The sequence below is a fragment of the Exiguobacterium sp. TNDT2 genome, assembly GCF_003331145.1.
In the GTDB taxonomy this organism is placed as follows: Bacteria; Bacillota; Bacilli; order Exiguobacteriales; family Exiguobacteriaceae; genus Exiguobacterium.
Genome location: NZ_QLVE01000001.1, coordinates 1 through 21710 on the forward strand (window position 1 = coordinate 1; position 21710 = coordinate 21710).

A 21710-nucleotide genomic window follows, 5' to 3' on the forward strand; every position below is an offset into this window, starting at 1 on the left:
TACCGGTTAACAGCCGGTTGCTCTACCACTGAGCTATTGCGGAACGTTGCTTGAAATTTTCGAAGTAACGATTTAAATTGTAACCGCAAACCAGAAACCTGTCAATCACTTTTTTAGAAAAGCTTTAATATTCCATGTCGTCTCTCGGCGACTTCTATAAGATAGCACGGGCAGAAAAGACCGTCAACACTTTTTCATAAAAAAACCGAGCAAAATGAAAAAGATTTTGCTCGGTGCTAGTTCTTTCTTATTTAACGCTTCGGCTCCAACATCGTGAGACTGATTCGCCCCCGATTAGCGTCCACTTGTTCAATCCATACGGTGACGATATCACCGACTGCAACGACGTCCAGTGGATGCTTGACGTAACGATTCGACAATTTCGAAATATGGACGAGTCCATCTTGCTTCACACCGATATCGATGAATGCCCCAAAGTCGATGACGTTTCGTACCGTCCCTTGGAACTCCATCCCCACTTGAAGGTCTTCCAAGTTCATAACGTCTGTTCGAAGTAAGGGCTTCTGAATGTCTTCGCGCGGGTCACGTCCTGGTTTCGCGAGCGACTTCAAGATATCTTCGACTGTCGGCAATCCGGCATCTAGCTTCTCACTCAATGCTTTGGCATCGACCGTCTTTAATCGATCTCGTAGTTCGGCCGTACCGACCGCTTGCTTCGAAACACCGAGTTCCTTCAATAGAGAGAGCGTCAACTTATAGCTCTCCGGATGAATCTCCGTTCGGTCGAGCACTTCGCTTCCATTCGTGATTCGTAAAAAGCCGGCCGCTTGCTCATACGCCTTGGCTCCGAGACGAGGCACTTTCTTGATTTCTTTCCGCGTATCAAAGCGACCGAACTCATCCCGATACGCGACAATATTTTTAGCCGTCGTCTTGTTCAATCCAGATACATATGTGAGCAGCGACTCCGAGGCTCGGTTCACATCGACACCGACCATGTTGACGACACTCTCGACGACGAACTCGAGCGACCCCTTCAGCTTGTTTTGACTGACATCGTGTTGATACTGTCCGACCCCGACAGACTGCGGGTCGACTTTAACGAGTTCGGCCATCGCATCTTGAATGCGTCGGGCAATCGAGACAGCCGAGCGTTCTTCTACTTTCAACTCTGGAAACTCAGACCGGGCGATTTCTGAGGCCGAATAGACACTCGCCCCCGCCTCATTGACGATGGCGTAAGCAATCTCGCGTTCAGCTTTCTTCAGCCAGTTTGATACGAACTGCTCTGCCTCACGGGATGCGGTCCCATTCCCGATGACAATTACGGAGATCGGATAACGTTTCACGAGCGACGCCAACACTTTCTCTGAACCAGCGACATCGTGTTTCGGTGCCGTGGGATAGAAGACACCAACTTCTTCGACTTTCCCAATCTCATTGACGACGGCCCATTTACATCCCGTGCGATAGGCCGGGTCAATCCCTAAGACGACGACCTCGCGAAGCGGCGGTTGCATGTAGAGTTGCTTCAAGTTTTTCGAGAACACGTCGATTGCCTGTTCTTCGGCCGTCTCGGTCAATTCGCTTCGAATCTCCCGTTCGATAGCCGGAAATACCGACTTTTTAAAGGCGTCCTTTACGGCGAGCGTGACGAGTTCGCGTTTCTCTGTCGGCAAACGGTCAAACTTGCCAAGCGCTTGTCGCATGAAGCCGGCTTCGTCGAAGACAATTTTCACTTGTAACACGTCCGTACGCTCTCCCCGATTCAAAGCGAGAATCCGGTGCGGGACAATCCCCGCGATTTTTTCTTCATATTCATAATACTGGGCGAACACTTCTTTCTCATCTTCCGCCTGTTTTTTCTTCTGCGAACGAAGGTGCGCCTCTTTCCGGACTTGTGTCCGGAGCGATTGGCGAAGCGTCGCCATTTCGCCCCACTCCTCCCCGATAATCGATTGGACGAACGGAAGCGATTCTTCGAGTGACAAGTCACCCGCGAGCGCCTCCGCTTCCTTCACTGAATATGGCGTCGGTTGGCGATACCAGTCAGCGAGGGCTTGGAGCCCTTTCTCACGTCCTTGTTCAGCTTTCGTCCGTCGCTTCGGGCGATACGGCAGGTAGATGTCATCGACTTGTTGTAGGCTCGTCGCCGCTTCGAGCGCCCGTGCCAACTCCGGCGTCGCCATCTCGAGTTCTTCAAGTTTAGCGAGAACATCCGTCTTACGCTTCTGCAAGTTCTCTTCATATTGTAAGGCGTCGAGAATCGCTTTGATTTCGACTTCATCGAGATTACCGGTCATCTCTTTACGGTACCGGGCCATGAACGGAATTGTTGCTCCGTCAGCAGCAAGCTGTTGCACCGTTTCGACTTGACTTGGCTTTAACTTCAACTCTTTTGCGACTTTCGTAATCAATCGAATCACTTCCTTTTCTCTTCTCTCTAGAAGTGTAGCAAACTCACGCCTAGACGACAAAAAAACGATGACCGTTTAGTCATCGCTTGAGAACACTTCGTTGAGTGGGACTTTGATGGCCTCGCGTAATTTCTCAAGTGCACGACGTTGCAAGCGCGATACATGCATTTGTGAAATCCCAAGGAGCTCACCCGTCTCTTTTTGGCTCATGTTTTTATAATAGGCACACTCTAAAATCGCCTGTTCACGTTCGTTCAACACACTGAATGCTTTTTCAAGAATGAGGCGCTGATCGACCGATTCGTAGCCACGTTCTTGGCTTCCGACGAGGTCGAGAAGCGTGACGGTCGAACCTTCGTTGTCCGCTTCGATCGAACTGTCAACGGAAAGGGCTTGGTAGCTCTTACCCATCTCGAGCGTCTCGAGAATCTCTTCATCCGAAACACCAAGGTGGTCGGCAATCTCATCGATGCGTGGTGAACGTTGCAATTCGGTCGTCAATTCCTCGACCGTCTTCTTGATTTTCGGGCCAAGCTCTTTAATCCGTCGCGGAACGTGCACACTCCACGTCTTATCACGGATGAAACGCTTGATTTCACCGATGATCGTCGGAACGGCGAACGATTCGAAACTGCGTCCGAACTCAGGATCGAAACGGCGGAGGGCAGCGAGAAGTCCGATCATCCCGACTTGGACGAGATCATCGTGGATGGCTCGGCCCCTTGAAAACTTTCGTGCAAGCGCCTCAACGAGATCTGAGTATCGGTTGATGAGGAGCATTTGGACTTCTTCGTTTTGATCGTCCTGTTGATAACGCTCGATCCACTCTAATACTTCATCATCACTGTGATGGCGTTGTTGAGATTTTGCTGGCACTCTGATCCACCTCGTCCCTGTTAAGGAGTTTCATCATCGTCACCTTGACACCATTGTCCTTGTTGATCGAGACGTCATCCATTAAGGCTTCAATGAGGAAAAGACCGAGTCCCCCTTCGTGAAGCGATTCGATTTCAACCGTCTCTTCAACTGGCGCCGCTTGGCGTTTTACGTCGTCGGCAAACGTTTTGCCCGAGTCCTCAATTGTCATTTCAAGACGGTCATCATGGACACCACACGTGAGTTTCACTTCACCTTCTTGGTCTTCATAGGCATGTTGAACAGCATTGCCACAGGCTTCCGAGACCGCGATTTTAATATCTTCGATCTCGTCGTACGTATATCCCATACGGTTAGCGATTCCTGAGACGACTAAACGGACCACACCGACATACTCCGGTTTGGCCGGGAACGTCATCACCGTCTGTTCGATGTTACTCATTGCGTGCCACCTCTTACGTTTGTATTGATTGAAAGCAACTTGTGCAGTCCTGTCAATTCAAAAAGACGGTTGACGCGGTCAGTGACGCCGACGAGCGACAACTCTTTCTCATTACGTTTAGCAATTTTAAGGGCTCCGACGAATACGCCGAGACCAGTTGAATCCATATAGTCCACTTCATCCAAATGAACAATAACATCTTGTTCCGTGATAGCCGGGTGTAAGACTTCCTTCAGTTTTGGTGCCGTATATGTATCCACTTCCCCGGATACGTAAAGGTGTAATTGCTCTCCAATGACTTGCTCGCGAATCGCTAAATCCATCGTATATTCCCTCCTAATGTTGCGTACAGAAAAATCGAGTACGATTAAACTAAATTCCCGTTTTTCAGAATCCTAAACCTGTTTTTTTAATCTTTTAAAAAAAACCGATACCCATGTATCGGCTTCTCTATATGTAAGCTAGAGAGGGATTAATCCCAGACTAATCTCTAGCGCTCGGTCAACTTTGTGCATCGTCTCATCATCGAGATGAGTGACTTTATCTGTCAGACGACGCTTATCAATCGTTCGAATCTGTTCAAGTAAAATTACGGAATCTCGTTCGAGACCATGTTTGACTTGATATACCTCTACATGAGTCGGCAGTTTTGCTTTCTGGATCTGAGCCGTAATCGCAGCGACAATGACGGTCGGGCTAAAGCGATTGCCGATATCGTTTTGAATGACGAGAACCGGACGAACTCCACCTTGCTCTGAACCGACTACGGGCGACAGATTCGCATAAAACACGTCACCACGCTTTACGATCACTCCGCTCACACCCCGCTTACTTGACGTAAGAGAGCATGTTCGGCTTCCGTCTCAATCATCAGCATCTCTTCTGCCATGTTCAAATTAAACGCGGCCATCTCTTGATAGCCTTTCGCCAATTCTTCGCGCAGTGTTTGTTGTCGATCAGCAATTTCTTTGGACAAGTACGTCACTACATCGTTCAATGACAATGATTCACGATCTTTCATCGAAATCGGACCCACATGCTGCGAGAACCGATCTGGAACGGACGCTAAAGCACCCGCAGTTCGCTGTTTCAACATCTTACACCTCCAGAATCGTTTCAATGACTGGCGGAAATCTTCCCGCGTTCTTTACCAATATAACACGCGAGTTTGGGAAAATATAGAGGATTCCCGAAAGAATTCAGATAATTTCACACGTTTTTCGCTTTACACATAACGTCGCGGGAGGCGGTTCGTCAATTGACAGACGACCTCGTAGTTGATCGTCTCGAGATGCGTGGCCAATTCGTCAATCGCGACCGGTCCGCCGATGAGGGTGACCACGGTCCCGACCGGCAGCTCGTCAGGAAGCCTCACCATGAAGCGGTCCATGCAGACACGGCCGACGATCGGACAACGGTGTCCATTAACGTCGACTTCGAATCCACTCGCTTTGCGAATCCAGCCGTCAGCGTACCCAATCGGCACCGTCCCAATCCATTCATCTGCAGACGTCGTATATGTCGCTCCGTAACTGACCGTCTGTCCGGCCTCGAGCTGTTTCACTTGCATGAGCTTGCTCTTCAACGTGAAAGCAGGGCGGAGGAATGAATAGAAGGAAGCCATCTCGGCGGACGGATACAATCCGTACAGCGCAATTCCGACCCGTACCAAGTTGTACGGCACATCTTCCCCGGCCATACGGATCGCTCCGGCCGAGTTTGACGTATGGATGTAGCGGAATCGTGAGTGGAGTCCATCCATCAACTGAGTGAACCGCTCCTGTTGCTCATAGTAAAGTTCGCTGTCCGGCTCATCCGCCGTCGCGAAATGGGTATAGATACCTTCAACGACGAAACGGTCATCGGCCTCCTCGAGAAGCGCATCAAGTTCAGCGCGGGTCCGAAGGCCGAGGCGCCCCATCCCGGTGTCGACTTTCACATGGACAGTGAGCGGACGGTCAGATAAATATGTGCGCGCCTCACGTAACCAGTCGGCCGCAAAGACGGACAACGTCACAGCATGCTCGGCCGCGACGCCCGCATATTCTGGGAACTGGGCCTCCATGACGAGAATCGGTGCTTCAACCCCGGCCTCTCGGAGCTCGATGGCTTCTTCAAGCAAGGCCACACCGAGCATCGTCGCTCCGTTCTCGAGTGCGATTCTCGCCACTTCGACGGCTCCATGCCCGTAAGCATTCGCTTTGACGACGGCCATAAGCGCTTGCGGGATCCGTTTTTTGATTTCGATTACGTTATGTTTGATCGCCGCCCGATCGATTTCAATCCAACTTGGACGAAACATCGTGATCCCCCTCTTCAATGATGACTTGTGCCACGGCGTATTGCTCGCTGTGGCTGATACTCATATGAATCCGGCCTGAGAACGGCGCCGTCATATGCGGTCGCCCGGCCTCATCCGGTAAAATTTCGATTTGTTGCCACGACAGGCCCCGGGCAATCCCGGTCCCGACTGCTTTGGCATACGCTTCTTTCGCCGCGAACCGCCCAGCGATGAATTCGATGCGGCGTTGTTCTGGATAGGCGTCCGCGAGCGCCCGTTCGGCTTCGGTCAACAGACGCGCGACGAAACGGTCATTTTTGATGGAGCGGGCAATCCGCTCGAGCTCGACGATATCGATTCCGATTCCCACAATCACAGGACACTCGCTCCTTTCCTTTTTCACTCGTTTCCTTATACAATTAAGGAAAGAGGTGATGCTATGTTTAGTCGTACTGAGAATGTTCAAACGTTCGTCCGGGCGTATCCGCTCGTAACGCTGTTCATTGTAATCCAACTGCTCGTGTTTGTCATCGATTCTTTGGTCCCCGACCTCCGAATCGTCGCACTCGGCGGGTCGTTCCATCTCGCGCTCGCCCAAGGGGAATGGTACCGTCTCTTGACGGCCAACTTCATCCACTTAGGGCTCGGTCATCTGCTGTTCAACTCGTTCGCTTTAATCATTTTCGGACCCGCCATGGAACGCATGGTCGGTCATATCAAGTTCGCTGTGTTTTATATCGTGGCCGGTGTGCTTGCCAACTTGCTCACGTTCTTCACGGTGAGTGAGCTGTTCTACCTGCAAGCCGGTGCGTCAGGTGCGATTTTAGCGATTCTTGGCTTCTATGTGTACATCGGTCGGTTCCGCCGGACGCTCATCTATAGCCAGGACGCGCGACTCGTCTATATCTTCGTCGCCATTAGCGCCGTGTTCACGCTCATCGGGGCGAACGTATCACTTTGGGGACATGTGTACGGCTTCCTTGCCGGGTTCTTGCTTGCGGTCCCGCTTGCCCGGTTCGCGGTCCCATACTCGCGTCCGCTCCGTCATGGGAAGTACAAACCACGCAAGTATTCCCCGCCGATCATTCATACGGGTGAAGGCAAATGGATTTTTTACGTAATTGTCGGACTGGCCGTGTTCGGCCTGTTCGCCCGCTTTTTGTAATCACAAGTGCTCCTGAAAAGCAGACGGGTTTCGTCACGTGACCGATTTGTTTTCAGGAGCTTTTGTATTCGTGAAACATTTATCATATAGGGACAGCGATGAAGACAACATAAAAAACAGCCCGGCGCAACAGCACCGGACCGTGAATATGAATTAGATTTGATTTTTGTGACGAGCGTCTTGGAGCGCATCGACCAAATCTTTTACGTCTTCAACGAGACTTTGGATTGTATCTTCGTTTTCTTCATAAAGTGACTTCAAATCCATGATGCGATCTTTCAAGCTCGCTTTTGAAGAGGCTTGAAGGCCGACCGAATGAGATTGCGTAGACGAGTCTTTCTTAAATCGTGATTTCATCTGTTTAAGCTGACTCACTTGTTGTTCGCGTGTCTCTCTGTGGAGAAGCGATGCCCCGGCTCCGATAACGGCACCTGCGGCCAACCCGATCCAAAAGTAGTTCTTGTTCATAAAAAAATCCTCCCCTAACGTGACGTTATGTTTATTATAGGTCATCCGCTTCATCGACGACATAGTGTTTTATGATTGGACCGGCTCCTTTTTGTTCAACGGCTTCTTTCAGCCATTCTTGGAACAAGACGTAATCGGTCGAATCACGGAAACGGTTTCCGCCCTCGGTGAATTGGATGAAGATAATCCCATGGTTGTCTTCGGGATCGACACCGAGCCGATAGGCGGCAAAACCGCTATGGCTGGACCCGAGACGTGACTTTTCTTTCAACAAGCGATGGAACAAAAGTGACCGGGCGTTCGAATCGACCGGAATGTTCGCATAAACAATATTCCCTTTCGAGGCGAATTGTCCTTCCGCTTCTTCGATTTGAAACGTCTTGCCACTTTGGAAGGGAGATTTTTCTCCTTCTGAGAGCAAGATTGTCTCGTTCCCATTCGCGACGAGAACACCAGGTTGTTGTCGCAATCGTTCAGCGACACTTCCTGAAGCGAACGTCATGAACAGTTTAGACAAATTCCTCACATCCTTTCGCGAGCATGATGTCTTTCTCCGTGATCCCGCCTTCATCATGCGTCGATACGGTCAACGTGACGTTTCGATACTCAATCAAGATGTTCGGATGATGATTGAGCGTCTCCGCTAAATCGGCGACGAGGTGGACGAATTGAATCGCCTCAGGAAACGTCTCAAGTCGATACGTCTTTTGTAGTTCCCCTTCGATCACGTCCCAGCCATTCAAACGTGAAAGTTGCTCGGACAGTTCGGTTGATGACAGCAGCATGTGCCGATTCCCCTTTCGCAAACGGTTCTTCTTACACTTAGTACCCAACACTGATCAAAAATAATCTTTTTCGCATCATGCAAAATGATTTAGAATGAGAAGGGTAGTCAATCATTCTTCACACGAGAGAGGAGATTTCCCTATGCGGGCATTGATCGTTATCGATTACACGTATGATTTTATCGCAGATTCGGGTCGTTTGACTTGTGGAAAATCAGGGCAAGACATAGAAGACCGAATCGTCGAATTGATTGAGGAGTTCGCGGACGAGGATTACGTTGTCGTGGCGAACGACGTCCACGACGCCGGCGATACGTATCACCCGGAGACGACGCTCTTCCCGCCCCATAATGTTCGCGGTACAGAAGGCCGAGAGTTATACGGTGCCGTTAAAACCGCAGCAAGCCGGGCCGATCATTGGATCGATAAGACACGGTATAGCGCCTTTGCCGGCACAGACCTCGATTTGCGCTTGCGCGAACGGGCCATCACAGAGATTCATCTCGTCGGTGTCTGCACAGACATTTGCGTGCTTCATACCGCTGTCGACGCATACAACCTCGGCTATACAATCGTCGTCCATGCCGACGCCGTGCAAAGCTTAAACCCAGTCGGGCACGCTTGGGCGCTCGAACATTTTGTCACGACCCTCGGAGCAACTGTGACCGGGAAGTGACGTAAAACAGAAAGGAACGATTATGTTACATCGCAATCTAGCACTTCACACAGACCTATACCTCCCACGTTGGATGTATATCTATTGGAAACAAGGCCGCCACAACGAAAAAGTCGTGTTTGACCTGTATTATCGCTCAAACCCGTTCAGCGGAGGGTACGTCGTCTTCGCCGGCCTGCAAAACATCGTCCACTACTTAGAGAACGTCTCGTTCACGGAAGAAGACATCCTTTATTTAAAACAGCAACTCGACTTCGAAGACGAGTTCGCAGATGTGCTCCGCAACTTCAAGTTCACCGGCTCGCTCTATAGCGTCCGTGAAGGGGAAGTCATCTTCCCGAACGAACATGTCATCCGCATCGAATCAACAATTTTTGAGGCAAAACTGTTCCAGACGGCACTCCTTAACATCGCCAACCACGAGTCACTCATCGCGACGAAATACGCGCGCATCCGTCAAGCCGCGCCGAACGAGACGCTACTTGAAGGCGGGGCTCGCCGCGCCCAAGGCGTCGATGCTGCGTACTACGGAACACGGGCCGCCTACATCGCCGGTTTCGACGTGACGAGTTTAGTATCGGCCGGACGCGATTTTGATGTTCCGACCGGCGGAACGATGGAGCACGCCGATATCCAGTTCCACGATGAGGAAATCGAGGCGTTCCGCTCGTTCGCTGAGATGTACCCAGACAACACGAGTCTGTTGATCGACACGTATGACACGCTGAAGTCGGGTCTTCCGAACGCAATCACAGTCGCCAAGGAACTCGAGGCGAAAGGCCATCGTTTGAAGTCGGTCCGGCTCGACTCGGGTGACTTGGCCTACTTGTCGAAACGGGCCCGAAAAGCGTTGAACGCGGCCGGACTCGATTACGTCAAAATTGTCGTCTCGGGCGACCTCGATGAGTACGTCATTCAAGACTTGCGCATGCAAGGGGCTGAGGCCGACACGTTCCTCGTCGGGACACGCGGCATCACAGCATACGAACAACCCGCACTCGGCATGGTGTATAAACTCGTCGCCCGTGAAGGTGCTGACGGGAAGTTGAAGCCAGTCATCAAAGTATCGTCTTCGAAAGTAAAGACGACGACGCCGCATAAAAAGGAACTGTATCGAATTATCGACAACCAGACTGGCAAATTTAAAGGTGACTATATCGCTCTTGCTGATGAACCGGTCGAGACGTATAGTGAAATCGACTTAATTGACGTGCGCGATCCGGCGTTCCGCATCAAGACACGTAATTTTAGTGTCAAACGCTTGCTTGTGCCAATCTTCCAAGATGGTAAGCGCGTGTATGAGCTACCGAACGCCAAAGAAATCCGCACGTATCACCACGAGCAGATGAACGGTCTGTGGGAAGAGTACAAACGCCTCCGCTTGCCGGAAGTATACTCTGTCACGTTCAGTCAACCGCTTTGGGACTTGAAACTCGAGATGATTCGTCAAACACGGATTCCAAAATAAGACGAGAGGCTACGGATTTTTTCGTAGCCTCTCGTTTATGTCGTCGTTATCTCATTCGCATGGATCTTATCTTCTTTTCTCCGAAAGTAAAGGGCGATCGAAAGAGAAATCAAAATTAAGATGAAGTACACGGTCCGTTGCCAAAACGTCGCTTCCGTATCCCCTCGGAACAACGCGATGATATAGTCACTCCCGCTCACGAAGAACAACCCCGCGAGCAAGAGGAAGATTCGATATCCGGCCCGACTCCGCTCCTGCTTTACTTTGAAGAAAAGGACACCATAGTAACCGATTGCTAGAATCGCGATATACCCGATTATGCCAACAATCCAACTCATCTCGATGCCTCCTTGTCCTCTATTTTTTACGTCGCTTCCCCGCTATCGTAACACAATCTTTGAATCCGACTATGTTAAGATAAACTAAAGAAAATGTGGAAGGGGTCGATAAGATGAAAACGTTCCGCCTTGTCCAAGTTCGCCTCGTCCAAGACGAGTACGGCAACGAGTTGAACCTCCCCGTCGAATTGCTCGATGGGTTGATCATCTCAAAAGAACATGACAACGAATGGCTCCTCGAGATGCTCGTGCCAACTGAATTTGCTGTCACGCTTCATCATTACTTGAACAAACGAATCTTGCTACTCGCCGAAGCCGTCATTACATCTCCATCGAACCGCCCGGCCGCCCTCGCATTGACGTTCACAAGTGAGCGATCTTTAAGCGACCATCACACGTTCGTCGCCGAAGGGATCATGTTGTTGCCAAAACAAGACCCAACGAAGCAAGTGCTCGATTCACTGATTGCCGAAGGTGTCGCCAACGCTGAACTCAAACCGTCCTTTTTTGAAAGACAAGTCGAGCAACAGCAATCGTTCAGTCGCTCCGCCTTTACCCAGCTCGTCAAGACAGGATCGTTCGAATAAGTCGAACGGTCTTGTTTTTCTTTCCCCGTTTTTATAAAACTCCCAACCAAAAAAGGCGAAGAATTTTCTTCGCCTCAAATGTAGATGAAAAATAAGATGACCATCATCGTCATTCCGATGATTTTGAGCATCGTACTGCCAAGGAAAGCGAGTACCGTACCGACACCGATGCTCCACGCCTCGCGCGTCGACTTACCAAGTGTGAGCTCGGCTAAAAACGCGAAGATGAACGGGAAGATGAGCACCCCGACGAGCGGAAAGATGAATGGACCGGCAATCAATCCGATCGTCGCCCCCCATTTCGCTCGCTCAGAACCACCTCGTTTATCGACCGTCGCCCGAGTGACGATGTAGTCGACCGCGAACAGGAAGATCAAGAACAAAATCTGCCAAAGCCAAAACGTCCAGGTGAGCGGTTCAAACGAGAATCCGAATCCGTAAATCATATAACCGATGAATAAGAACAGCACGCTCGGGATGACCGGATAAATCAAACCCGCGAACGCGACAACAAATGATGCGATGATGAAAATCCAGAGCAATGTCGTCATGAGCTTCTCCTCACTTTGCGGCGATCACATTCGTAATATGGTCGGCGATATTGACCGCCTTGACCACGAACTGACCGTCCTCATATTCGATATAGTTCGAGCAGGCGTTGCGCATGGCGTGACGGAACGTATACGTGTCGTCGATTGCCGACAGGGCGGCTTTAATCGCATGGGAATGACAGACGATAATGACACGCTTTCCAGCATGTGTTTCGACGATGTCTTCCATGCCGCTTAGGACTCGGGCACGCATGTCGTCTTCCGACTCAAGACCGGGTACGCGGTTCTGGTCGTCGGCTTGAATCGCTTCGTAAATATCAACTACCGGTTTACCGGACGCATGACCGAACTCACGCTCGATGAACCGCTCGTCTTGAATGATGGCGTCCGGGTCGATGCCGCACGCCTCGGCGATGTAGCGGGCCGTATCCATCGCTCGCGAAAGCGGGCTTGCGACGATCACGTCCCACGACTCTTGGCTTAAAAAAGCTGCACTCTCTTCGGCCTGCCGATGACCGAGTGCGTTGAGCGGGATATCTTCCCGTCCCTGAATGATTTCTTGAAAGTTCCAATCGGTCTGACCATGTCGGACCAAGCAAAGTTCTGTCACGCGAGTCACTCCTTTTTGATTCCTAAATCCTTCCCCATCGTACCATCTTTGAAAAAAAGCGCAATGTCACGTCATGGCATCATCGATGAAACGATCGATGCGGGCCATCAGTTGCGTTTCTTTGACCGGGTTATCGGATTGGAAGAAACTCGCTAGCGAATGGGTACCGTTTGGGAAAGAGATCAATTGCACGTTCGCTCCGACCTCGCTCGCATGCTCCACGAAATGGAGCGCTTGTCCGAACGGAACGATCGGGTCTTTCTTCCCGTGCAATAGGAGAATCGGCGGAGCATCGTCGTACAGATGCGTGACCGGCGAACATTTCACCATCAGCTCGCGCCACGCCTCACGACTCCCTTCATAAAATTTCAAATGGGCAAGCCACGTCTGGATGAACTTGAACAATAAGAAGTTTGTCGGCGGATAGAGGGCGATGACACCTTTCACCGGCGGCACGTCATCTCCAAGTTCACCGGTGAACTGTTTGCTTCGGTCGAGCGCCGTCGCGAGGACAAGGGCCGCACCAGCCGAGTCGCCCCAGACAAGCAGCTTGTTGATGTCGAGATTGAGCAGACCGTCATGCTGTTTGAGATAGCAAAGCGCATCGGAGACGTCGACGATGTTATCCGGGAAATAGACCCCGTCTTCAAACAGACGATAGTCAATACTGATGACCGCAAACCCCTTGGTAAGGAAGTGGTCGAGCAACGGATGGAACAACGTCACCATGCCGCGATTTCCTCGAACGAACGCCCCACCGTGCGCATAAACTGCAATCGGGAAAGGTCCCTCGCCTGAAGGGTAATAGACGTCAAATTGGAGTGGACGGTCGTCGACAATTTTGTACATGTGCGTCCGGCGTTTTCGGGTCGAGGGGCGCACCGGTAACTCGGGTTCTTGCCAGCGGACGAGTGATCCGTATTGGTTCCAGACGCTTGCCCCGGCTGCCGTTGCCGCCGCAAGCGCCGCACCACCGACGAACCAAGCGGTCTCCTTTCTCATATACATCCACTCCTCGTTCCTTTTTTATATCATATTCCCTTTTTCTCGAAAAACCATCCATCTGAAGTCGGACTTGACGTGTCCACATTCCCGACCTATAATATTAATCGCAGTCTCAGAACGTAACGGTTACGATTTAAAGGTTGATATAGAGAGGACAGGTGGAGAGTTATGAATAAAAAGTTGTTGAGTGTCGCCGCTACCGGCACACTCTTATTAGGTGGATGCGCCGGTAACGAAGAAAGCGCTACGACAGAGGAGACGAACGACCAGTTGACCGTGTATGCGTCAACGTTCGCTTTGAAGTCATTCGCCGAGGAAATCGGCGGGGACCGCGTCCGCGTCGAGATGGTCATCCCGCCCGGTGCCGACCCGCACACGTATGAGCCGACCTCAAAGCAAATGACTGACATCGCTGAAGCGGACTTGTTCTTGACGGTCGGCCATGACCTCGAGCCATACGTGGAGTCGATGGAGAAGAGCTTGGCCAATGAGAACGTCACGTTCGTAAAGACGGCCGAAGACATTACCCTTTTATCGGATGAAGACACAGTCCATGTTCATGGCGAAGATGAACATGGGCACGAAGAGGACGAGCACGGTCATGAAGAAGATGAGCATACCGAAGAAGAAGCCGGTCACAGTGAAGAGGACGGCCATAACCACGGCCAGTACGATCCTCACGTTTGGCTCGATCCGATGAATGCCGTCTCAATGGCCGAAGCGGTAGAAGCAGCCTTCAGTGAACAGGCCCCTGACTATAAAGACGAGTTCGCGGATCGCTTGAGCGCATTCAAAGAAGAAGCCGACACACTCGACGCCGAGCTCCAAGCGGCAGTCGAAGGCGGTTCGAAGTCAGAGCTACTCGTGACGCACGCCGCTTACGGTTACTTGGCTGAGCGTTACGGATTTGACCAACTCCCGATCACAGGTCTCACGCCTTCAGAAGAACCATCGCAACAAGCGTTGAAGCGCGTCATCGAAGAAGCGCAATTACACGACTTGAAATACATCGCCTTCGAGGATACGGTGACACCAAAAGTCGCGCAAGTCGTTCAAAACGAGATTGGCGCGGAGACGGTGACGATCTATAACTTAGAATCGGTCACGAAAGAACAGATGGACAAGAGCTATTTCGATCTCATGCGCGAGAATGTCAAAGCGCTTGAGACGGCATTGAAGTAAGATAAAAAATCTCGACGCCGCGGCGTCGAGATTTTTGGTTGAATGGCATGATTAGCGGACTTTCTCCTGTAGCAGTCGTTCCACGACCAAGACGTAGAGTAGAGAGACTAAAACGCCCACAATACCCGGTAGAACAGCCACGATTGGGTCGGCCAAATATGAGGTTGGGATTAGGTAAGTGAATAAGGACTTCACACCATAAAGTGCCAGTAGAGCCGTAATGAGAATGACGAGTTTAGTTTTTTTCTTCACATTCCCGAAAAATTGACGTTCTGTTTGATTTCCATTCGTGATGCCTAACCAAGATAACATTCGGCGAACCTCCATTGCATTATAAATACTTTGCTATTTAATCAGGTCACAGCATCGCTCGACGCTATGTAGTCGGACTTTTTACATGTCCGGCTGACGATCGATTTGTCGCAATCTAATCCAAATGACGCTTGTGACAAAAAGTACAACTGTCATCATACTTCCCTGTAGCACATTCTCCCCCAGTACTTCACGTGAATCAAGACTAAACGTGACGAGCAAGCTTCCTAAAAAGAAAATGATTGCCATGGCACCGATGTGCAACAACGAACGGTTTGGCAAACGTTCATATAGAAACATCGTGGTAGTCATCACAGTTAAGAAAAGATTGAGGAACAGCAAGATACCCCAAAGGATCGAGACAGGATGGTCGGAAGGCGTCCCCGTAACAAGGACAAATCCCCAACTCACGATATAAAACAAGAGCGTTATCATATTCAATCGTGCAACGCGTTTTCGGCCGACTCGATATGCAAACACGGGACTAACCAGCATATAGAACAAAGCCAAATTAACAAGTAAATTACTCACTTATCCCACCGCCATTTTTTCAATATTATACCATTTAGGCGATATCATTCATAATAAATCAACACGAGCTCATCCCGTTCAATCGCTTCTTCGCAAAATCGTTTCAACAGCGTCCATTTGAGCCAGATGTCATCCAACTCCTCATGGTCGACGAACGCCATGTCGGCGACATCCTCTTTCGTGAACGCGTTCATCGCGTCTTTGACGATGTGGAGCAGTTGTGGCGTCAAAATCCCGACGACGACCGCCTGTTTCTCGTTGACGATCAACTCCTCCCCGATGACGGCCATCTCCAAGTTATACGTGTCATCCCCATCGATGTACACTTCGATTTGCCCGAGAATTTTTTGGAATCGTTCAATGTTCGGGAGCATCAGCGTCTCATACGTGTCACGTTGTTGACTGTGCACGTGCAACAACCAATCTAAAATCATTTCCGGGTCTTGTCCGAACGAGCCCCATACTTCCGGGGAAATGCGTATATAGTGTGTCGTCTCCATCATTGAACGCCCCCCTTTCCTTCAGTTTACCCATCTTTTAGGCGCAAAAAAACCGTCTACGTGGTTTCGTAGACGGTTTGTCGTTTATGAACGGATCGTGCCGGTTTTGACTTCTTCTTCTGATTCCCAAGCTTCGATGTACTCGCGGCCTGGCAAGTCGTCAATCGAATCGGCGTAAAAGACCGGATCGTCACCTTGACGGCGTTGTTCCAAGTAATCGTCGAGGACGAGACGGGCAACTTTCGTAAGGCGGAAAATCGCATACAAGTTGACGAGCGCCATGAGACCCATGAACACGTCCGCGATTGACCAGACGAGACCGGCCGAACGGACGGCTCCGAAGAGGACCATGCCGACGACACCGATGCGGTAAAGCGTGACGTAAATCTTTTTATCCGAGATGAACTGGATGTTCGTCTCGCCATAGTAGTAGTTTCCAAGAATCGAGCTGAACGCGAACAAGAAAATCGCGATCGTGAGGAACGATGTCGCCATCGGACCAATCTCAGCCGTGAGCGCCGCTTGTGTCAATTCGACACCTGCGAACGACTCTGAACCGGCGACACCTGACAACAAGATAATCATCGCTGTCGACGTACAGACGAGAAGCGTGTCGACGAAGACGCTGAACGATTGAATCAAGCCTTGTTTGACCGGATGCGATACTTCGGCAGTCGCCGCCGCGTTCGGGGCTGAACCCATCCCCGCTTCGTTCGAGAAGAGACCGCGTCGGATTCCTTGGAGCACCATCGCGCCGATGGCACCACCGAACAATTGTTGAAGCCCGAAGATTCCTTCTGAGAAAATCAAGCCGAAGACTTCCGGCAACAACGAAGCGTTCGAAATCATGACCCACCCGGCGAGCAAGATGTAACCACCGGCCATCACCGGGACGATGATACTCGAGAGCACGGCGATCGACTGAATCCCACCGAAGATGACGATGGCTGTGACGACGGCCAAGACGAGACCGACAGTCGTCGTGCTTACGCCGAACTGGTTGTTCATCGAGAGCGAGATTGTGTTCGACTGCACCGAGTTGAACGCAAATCCGAACGAGAACGTGATGAGGATTGCGAACAAGATCCCGAGCCAACGTTGACCGAGGGCGCGCTCCATATAGTAAGCTGGGCCCCCGCGCCATGTGCGTCCGTCCCGAATTTTATACACTTGCGCGAGCGTACTTTCCACGAACGCCGAAGCCGATCCGATGAGGGCGATGAGCCACATCCAAAAGACGGCTCCTGGACCTCCGAGCGCGATCGCCGTCGCGACACCGGCGATGTTCCCCGTTCCGACGCGGGCGGCTGTCCCGATCGCGAACGCTTGGAATGACGAGACTTGGCCTTTTTCACGTTTCATGCCGTCTTTGAACAAGAGGCGGAACATTTCAGGCAACATGCGGAACTGGACGAATCCCATGCGGACGGTGAAGTACAAACCTAAGGCGACAAGGACAACGATTAGCACTGACGACCAAAGCAAGTCGTTGGCTGATGAAACGAGACCTTCTACGAATTTCTCCATCTTTAAATCCTCCGTGTATGTGTAAGTTATAAGAAAAAGTTATGTCAACTTTCTTTACATGAGTAGAATTATAGGAAAAACGTCTAAGAATTGCAATCTTTTTCGACAAATTTTACATAGGCTGTCGAACAACAGAAAAAGCGACCGGTCAAGTGACCGATCGCCCATCCTACATTATTTGATTAGATGAAGAGGTTCAAATTGCCGCCTTCAGCCGCCCCGAGGTATGCTGCCACACCACCGAGATCGATGCCGTCGATCAACTCTTCTTCCTTGATTCCCATGACGTCCATCGACATCGTACAAGCGACCATTTTGACGCCTGCTTCTTGAGCCGATTTAATCATTTGATCGAGTGACGGGACATTTTTGTCGCTCATCACTTTTTTCATCATCTTCTGACCAACGCCACCGAAGTTCATGTTCGAGAGCGGAAGCTCACCTGCATGAGATGGCATCATCATGCCGAACATCTTCTCGAGGCCTTGCTTTTTCACTTCTGGTGCATCTGGTTTACGGATGACATTGAGTCCCCAGAACGTGAAGAACATCGTCACGTCTTTGCCCATCGCCGCTGCACCTTGCGCGATGATGAACGAAGCGAGCGCGCGGTCGAGGTCTCCACTGAAGACGACCATCGATGCGCCGTCTGTCGCTGGTGCCCCAGCTTGTACAGTCGCAGGACCATTGCCTTTTTGAAGGATCGCTTCGACACGACCGTTCACGAACTGTTTCGAGACGAGCTTGTTGCCGGTTTTCTTCGCCCATGCTTCGATGTCCGCAAAGAAACCAGGATCACTTGCGAGGACGCGGAGCGTCTCGCCTTCGCCGAGTTCGGCTACTTTTTTATTTACCTCTAAAATTGGTCCCGGGCATTGCAGACCGCACGTATCTAGGAAAATCGGTTCCCCGACTGGTTCATTCGTCATTGCTGGTGGTGCCTCCTCCGTTACTGTTGCGGCAGTCTCACTCTCTGCCTTCGGGCCTGCCTCGATGACATCAAAATCACGTTTCACTTGTGACCATGTTTTGTAGCCACCGCTCAAGTTTTTCACTTTGAAGCCGTTTTGACGCAAGATACGGGATGCGAGGTATCCGCGGAGCCCGACTTGGCACGTCACGTAAATCGTTTCGTCTTTGCTGTAGTTATCCAAGTGATCACGCAATGAGTTGAGCGGAACGTTGATTGAGCCAGGGATTTTACCGAGTTCGTGTTCTGACTCGTCACGGACGTCAAGCAATGTCGCGCCGTTTTGGACCAAGTCGTCGATCTCATTCCAGTGCACGACTTCGTTATCGCCGAGGACGACGTTCGACGCGACGTAACCAATCATGTTAACCGGATCTTTCGCCGAGCTGAACGGTGGTGCGTAGCTGAGTTCAAGGTCTGGAAGGTCAAGGACCGTCAAGCCACCTTTCATCGCTGTCGCAATGACGTCGATCCGTTTATCGACACCGTTCATCCCCACGCCTTGCGCGCCGTAGATTTCACCTGTCGTCGGATGGAACAAGAGTTTGAGTGATACGGGTGTCGATCCTGGGTAATAACCCGCATGTGAACCCGGGTGCACGTGGACGGCTTCGAACTCTTTACCGGCCGCTGTCAAACGCTTCTCGTTCCAACCTGTCGAGGCGACGGTCATATCGAAGACTTTGGCGATCCCAGTCCCCATCGTTCCGTTGTATTTAACGTCACGACCGTTGATGATATCGGCGACAAGACGACCTTGGCGGTTGGCCGGCCATGCAAGCGGGACGACCGTCGGCTCTTGGAAGACATAGTCGAGTACTTCAACAGCATCTCCGATCGCGTAGATGTTCGGATCTGACGTGAGCATCTTCTCGTTGACGCGGATGGCGCCGCGGATGCCTGTTTCAAGTCCTGCTTCCGTTGCGATTGATGATTCTGGAACGACACCGATTGACAAGACGACCATATCGGTATCGATGACACGACCGCTCTTCAAATGGACACGTTTCCCTTTCTCAGAGAACGAATCGACACCGTCAGAAAGCTGAAGGTCGACACCATGGAGGCGCATGTGTTCGTGAACCGGTGAGACCATCTCGCGGTCGAGCGGTGTCATGACTTGATCGGCCATCTCGACGAGCGTGACGTCGACGCCACGTTCCCGTAAGTTTTCAGCCATTTCGATTCCAATGAAGCCGCCACCGATGACTGTCGCGTGTTTCGGCGTTTTGTCGTCAACGTAGCTGCGGATTTTATCCGTATCCGGAATGTTGCGGAGCGTGAAGATGTCTTCTGCTTCTTCAATCCCCGGGATGTTCGGACGAATCGGTTTCGCTCCTGGCGACAAGACGAGTACGTCGTACGACTCGTCGTACGTCTCACCTGTCTTGACGTTTTTCACCGACACTGTCTTCTCGTCACGGTTGATTTTCGTCACTTCTGTCAAATTACGGATATTGAGTTGGAACCGCTTGTTCATACCCTCGACGGTTTGGACAAGCAATTTTTGACGGTCTTGAATCACGTCACCGATGTAATATGGAAGACCACAGTTCGCGAACGAGATATACTCGCCCCGGTCGAACATGACGATATGATTCTCTTCATTTAAACGACGAAGGCGGGCGGCTGCCGAAGCGCCACCGGCGACCCCACCGACGATTACGATTTTTTTACTCATTGCTCATTTCCTCCTTTGACGACTTCACCAGGCCAGCTCATCAAGCCATCTTCTATATTGACCACTTTATAACCTTTCGCTTCCATTTGCCAAGACGCCTGCGTGCTGCGAGCACCTGAGCGGCAGAGGACGATGTATTCTTCTTCAGGATCGAGTGTCTCGATCCATTCCGAAATTTCCGATAACGGATAATTTGTTGCGCCAGCAATGTGCGCTTTTTGGAACTCGTCACGTTCTCGAACGTCAACGATGTTTACCGGTACTTCAAAATCTATTTGACGTTTCAAAGCCGATGCTTTCATGTTCGTTTACCCATCCTTTTCATCTATGATATTCACTTATTTATTCGTCAGCTTGGTAGCGGGCGTTCGACGAAACTTTGTGATTCGTTGAACATATCGCTTCCACGTCATTAATATACCCCCTACGGTATTTGATTGCAAGGGATTTGTTTGACGAAATGGTAAACTTTCAAAAATCTTCACTTCAAACGTTGTCACTCGACACATACTCCCCCACGTATTAAGATGAGACTACACAATAAATAGTTGGGTTACTGAACGATTTGAATATAGAGGTGAATCTAATGGAACAGTATCAATACGATGCGAAAGTGATGAACCGGATGAAACGAGTCGAAGGTCAAATCCGGGCCATCATCCGAATGATGGAGGAAGGGAAAGAATGCCGCGACGTCGTGACGCAGTTAAGCGCGGCTCGATCGGCGCTCGACCGGGCTTCGACGATCATCGTCGCTAAGAACTTGGAGCAGTGCATCATCACCGCCCAACAAGATGGCGAAGATACGTCAGAGACTGTCGAAGAAGCCATCAAAATGTTGATGAAACGCTAGTTCCCCTTGCTTTCCCTCCGCAAATGGGCGAAAGTTAGGGTAACGACTTTTAAGGGGGACTTGTTTTGAACTTCGAAGAAAAAGTAGAATCATTCAAAGCGCTCGTCGCTGAACGCAATATGACGTTCAAAGAGAGCGAGACCGAAACGCACGTCACATTTTTGACACGTGAAACAACTAAATCCGGGGCTCAGCCCGTTATGATTATCGCCTTCAATAAAAAGACGACAGATGCGGAACTGTATGCCGCGACGGTCACACACGTGCCGGATTACGTCGAAGACCTACCGATTCTGAACGCCTTGAACGAGTTCAACCAAGAGTTCAAATACTTCCGCTGCGTGCTCGACAGTGACCGTGATGTCACGCTCGCCTCGACGCTCGATCTCGACCTCGGCTTCTCACCAGAGATTATCTTGCAACATTCATTCATGATGTTCCAAGCGGCCGATGAAGTGAACGAGTACATGCAGAAGTTGTATACGCAAGTCCAATAACAAACAGCCGCCCCGGACGAATCCAGG

The 21710-nt window shown here is 50.8% G+C and carries 28 protein-coding genes; 7 read left to right on the forward strand and 21 right to left on the reverse strand.

The window, feature by feature from the left end; translation table 11 throughout:
• Positions 1-251: 251 nt before the first annotated feature.
• The 8 genes from DPV68_RS00005 to acpS all read right to left on the reverse strand — a co-directional run bounded on the left by DPV68_RS00005 (position 252) and on the right by acpS (position 6353).
• A complete protein-coding gene (locus DPV68_RS00005) occupies positions 252-2378 on the reverse strand; it encodes a Tex family protein (RefSeq protein ID WP_114164812.1) in 2127 nt (708 codons plus the stop codon).
• A gap of 75 nt (positions 2379-2453) precedes the next feature.
• The gene (gene sigB, locus DPV68_RS00010) at positions 2454-3254 is read right to left on the reverse strand and encodes an RNA polymerase sigma factor SigB (RefSeq protein ID WP_034808700.1); all 801 of its coding nucleotides are present in this window, start codon (positions 3252-3254) and stop codon (positions 2454-2456) included.
• A complete protein-coding gene (gene rsbW, locus DPV68_RS00015) occupies positions 3220-3696 on the reverse strand; it encodes an anti-sigma B factor RsbW (protein WP_114164813.1) in 477 nt (158 codons plus the stop codon). The genes sigB and rsbW overlap by 35 nt, the downstream gene beginning before the upstream one ends.
• The gene (locus DPV68_RS00020) at positions 3693-4019 is read right to left on the reverse strand and encodes an STAS domain-containing protein (RefSeq protein ID WP_114164814.1); all 327 of its coding nucleotides are present in this window, start codon (positions 4017-4019) and stop codon (positions 3693-3695) included. Before DPV68_RS00020 ends, rsbW begins: the two co-directional genes overlap by 4 nt.
• 138 nt (positions 4020-4157) lie before the next feature.
• On the reverse strand, positions 4158-4508 hold the full coding sequence (locus DPV68_RS00025) for a type II toxin-antitoxin system PemK/MazF family toxin (protein WP_029596222.1): 351 nt from the start codon (positions 4506-4508) through the stop codon (positions 4158-4160).
• A 5-nt stretch (positions 4509-4513) separates the two neighbouring features.
• A complete protein-coding gene (locus DPV68_RS00030; RefSeq protein WP_114164815.1) occupies positions 4514-4792 on the reverse strand; it encodes a hypothetical protein in 279 nt (92 codons plus the stop codon).
• A gap of 129 nt (positions 4793-4921) precedes the next feature.
• Entirely contained in the window at positions 4922-5998 is a 1077-nt protein-coding gene (alr, locus tag DPV68_RS00035) for an alanine racemase (RefSeq protein ID WP_114164816.1), read from the reverse strand.
• A complete protein-coding gene (gene acpS / locus DPV68_RS00040) occupies positions 5976-6353 on the reverse strand; it encodes a holo-ACP synthase (RefSeq protein ID WP_114164817.1) in 378 nt (125 codons plus the stop codon). The genes alr and acpS overlap by 23 nt, the downstream gene beginning before the upstream one ends.
• 63 nt (positions 6354-6416) lie before the next feature.
• On the opposite strand from acpS, the gene DPV68_RS00045 reads away from it, so the two are divergent.
• Complete coding sequence (locus tag DPV68_RS00045; protein ID WP_114164818.1) at positions 6417-7142, forward strand: rhomboid family intramembrane serine protease; 726 nt, start codon at positions 6417-6419, stop codon at positions 7140-7142.
• A 153-nt stretch (positions 7143-7295) separates the two neighbouring features.
• Here the strand turns inward: DPV68_RS00045 and DPV68_RS00050 are convergent, their stop codons facing one another.
• From DPV68_RS00050 to DPV68_RS00060, 3 genes are read right to left on the reverse strand one after another with little or no spacing between them, the layout of a single operon-like run.
• On the reverse strand, positions 7296-7610 hold the full coding sequence (locus tag DPV68_RS00050; RefSeq protein WP_114164819.1) for a hypothetical protein: 315 nt from the start codon (positions 7608-7610) through the stop codon (positions 7296-7298).
• Positions 7611-7644: 34 nt separating this feature from the next.
• Positions 7645-8127: a hypothetical protein gene (locus DPV68_RS00055; RefSeq protein ID WP_232819428.1), complete on the reverse strand. Its 483-nt coding sequence runs from the start codon at positions 8125-8127 to the stop codon at positions 7645-7647.
• Complete coding sequence (locus DPV68_RS00060; protein ID WP_114164820.1) at positions 8120-8395, reverse strand: 4a-hydroxytetrahydrobiopterin dehydratase; 276 nt, start codon at positions 8393-8395, stop codon at positions 8120-8122. The genes DPV68_RS00055 and DPV68_RS00060 overlap by 8 nt, the downstream gene beginning before the upstream one ends.
• Positions 8396-8537: 142 nt before the next feature.
• Here DPV68_RS00060 and DPV68_RS00065 point away from each other — a divergent pair, with 142 nt between their 5' ends.
• The gene (locus tag DPV68_RS00065) at positions 8538-9071 is read left to right on the forward strand and encodes a cysteine hydrolase family protein (RefSeq protein ID WP_114164821.1); all 534 of its coding nucleotides are present in this window, start codon (positions 8538-8540) and stop codon (positions 9069-9071) included.
• A 22-nt stretch (positions 9072-9093) separates the two neighbouring features.
• Positions 9094-10539 (forward strand): nicotinate phosphoribosyltransferase, encoded by a 1446-nt coding sequence (locus tag DPV68_RS00070; protein WP_114164822.1) that lies wholly within the window; start codon positions 9094-9096, stop codon positions 10537-10539.
• Between the two features lie 35 nt (positions 10540-10574).
• On the opposite strand, the gene DPV68_RS00075 is transcribed toward DPV68_RS00070, so the two are convergent.
• A complete protein-coding gene (locus DPV68_RS00075) occupies positions 10575-10877 on the reverse strand; it encodes a hypothetical protein (protein ID WP_114164823.1) in 303 nt (100 codons plus the stop codon).
• A gap of 113 nt (positions 10878-10990) precedes the next feature.
• On the opposite strand from DPV68_RS00075, the gene DPV68_RS00080 reads away from it, so the two are divergent.
• Positions 10991-11464, forward strand: coding sequence for a YwpF family protein (locus tag DPV68_RS00080; protein ID WP_114164824.1), 474 nt, complete (start codon positions 10991-10993; stop codon positions 11462-11464).
• 74 nt (positions 11465-11538) lie between these two features.
• Here the strand turns inward: DPV68_RS00080 and DPV68_RS00085 are convergent, their stop codons facing one another.
• The 3 genes from DPV68_RS00085 to DPV68_RS00095 form a co-directional block, all read right to left on the reverse strand.
• Positions 11539-12015 carry a DUF456 domain-containing protein gene (locus DPV68_RS00085; protein ID WP_114164825.1) on the reverse strand — a complete coding sequence of 159 codons (477 nt, stop codon included), beginning with the start codon at positions 12013-12015 and terminating at the stop codon, positions 11539-11541.
• A gap of 10 nt (positions 12016-12025) precedes the next feature.
• Positions 12026-12625: a histidine phosphatase family protein gene (locus tag DPV68_RS00090; protein WP_114164826.1), complete on the reverse strand. Its 600-nt coding sequence runs from the start codon at positions 12623-12625 to the stop codon at positions 12026-12028.
• A 66-nt stretch (positions 12626-12691) separates the two neighbouring features.
• Positions 12692-13627: an alpha/beta hydrolase gene (locus DPV68_RS00095; protein ID WP_114164827.1), complete on the reverse strand. Its 936-nt coding sequence runs from the start codon at positions 13625-13627 to the stop codon at positions 12692-12694.
• 171 nt (positions 13628-13798) lie between these two features.
• Between DPV68_RS00095 and DPV68_RS00100 the strand changes: the two genes are divergently transcribed.
• On the forward strand, positions 13799-14812 hold the full coding sequence (locus DPV68_RS00100; protein WP_114164828.1) for a metal ABC transporter solute-binding protein, Zn/Mn family: 1014 nt from the start codon (positions 13799-13801) through the stop codon (positions 14810-14812).
• A 51-nt stretch (positions 14813-14863) separates the two neighbouring features.
• Here the strand turns inward: DPV68_RS00100 and DPV68_RS00105 are convergent, their stop codons facing one another.
• From DPV68_RS00105 to DPV68_RS00130, 6 genes are all read right to left on the reverse strand, one after another.
• Positions 14864-15124, reverse strand: a complete 261-nt coding sequence (locus DPV68_RS00105; RefSeq protein WP_114164829.1) for a hypothetical protein — start codon at positions 15122-15124, stop codon at positions 14864-14866.
• Positions 15125-15205: 81 nt separating this feature from the next.
• Positions 15206-15634 (reverse strand): hypothetical protein, encoded by a 429-nt coding sequence (locus DPV68_RS00110; RefSeq protein ID WP_198662209.1) that lies wholly within the window; start codon positions 15632-15634, stop codon positions 15206-15208.
• A 65-nt stretch (positions 15635-15699) separates the two neighbouring features.
• On the reverse strand, positions 15700-16155 hold the full coding sequence (locus DPV68_RS00115) for a DUF1877 family protein (protein ID WP_114165099.1): 456 nt from the start codon (positions 16153-16155) through the stop codon (positions 15700-15702).
• An 84-nt stretch (positions 16156-16239) separates the two neighbouring features.
• Positions 16240-17682, reverse strand: coding sequence for an alanine/glycine:cation symporter family protein (locus DPV68_RS00120; protein WP_114164831.1), 1443 nt, complete (start codon positions 17680-17682; stop codon positions 16240-16242).
• Positions 17683-17864: 182 nt separating this feature from the next.
• Positions 17865-20333: a CoA-disulfide reductase gene (locus DPV68_RS00125; protein ID WP_114164832.1), complete on the reverse strand. Its 2469-nt coding sequence runs from the start codon at positions 20331-20333 to the stop codon at positions 17865-17867.
• The gene (locus tag DPV68_RS00130; protein WP_114164833.1) at positions 20330-20635 is read right to left on the reverse strand and encodes a rhodanese-like domain-containing protein; all 306 of its coding nucleotides are present in this window, start codon (positions 20633-20635) and stop codon (positions 20330-20332) included. Before DPV68_RS00130 ends, DPV68_RS00125 begins: the two co-directional genes overlap by 4 nt.
• Positions 20636-20919: 284 nt before the next feature.
• On the opposite strand from DPV68_RS00130, the gene DPV68_RS00135 reads away from it, so the two are divergent.
• Positions 20920-21186 (forward strand): metal-sensitive transcriptional regulator, encoded by a 267-nt coding sequence (locus DPV68_RS00135; RefSeq protein ID WP_114164834.1) that lies wholly within the window; start codon positions 20920-20922, stop codon positions 21184-21186.
• 65 nt (positions 21187-21251) lie between these two features.
• Positions 21252-21683: a type III secretion system chaperone family protein gene (locus DPV68_RS00140; RefSeq protein ID WP_016509669.1), complete on the forward strand. Its 432-nt coding sequence runs from the start codon at positions 21252-21254 to the stop codon at positions 21681-21683.
• Positions 21684-21710: the final 27 nt, after the last annotated feature.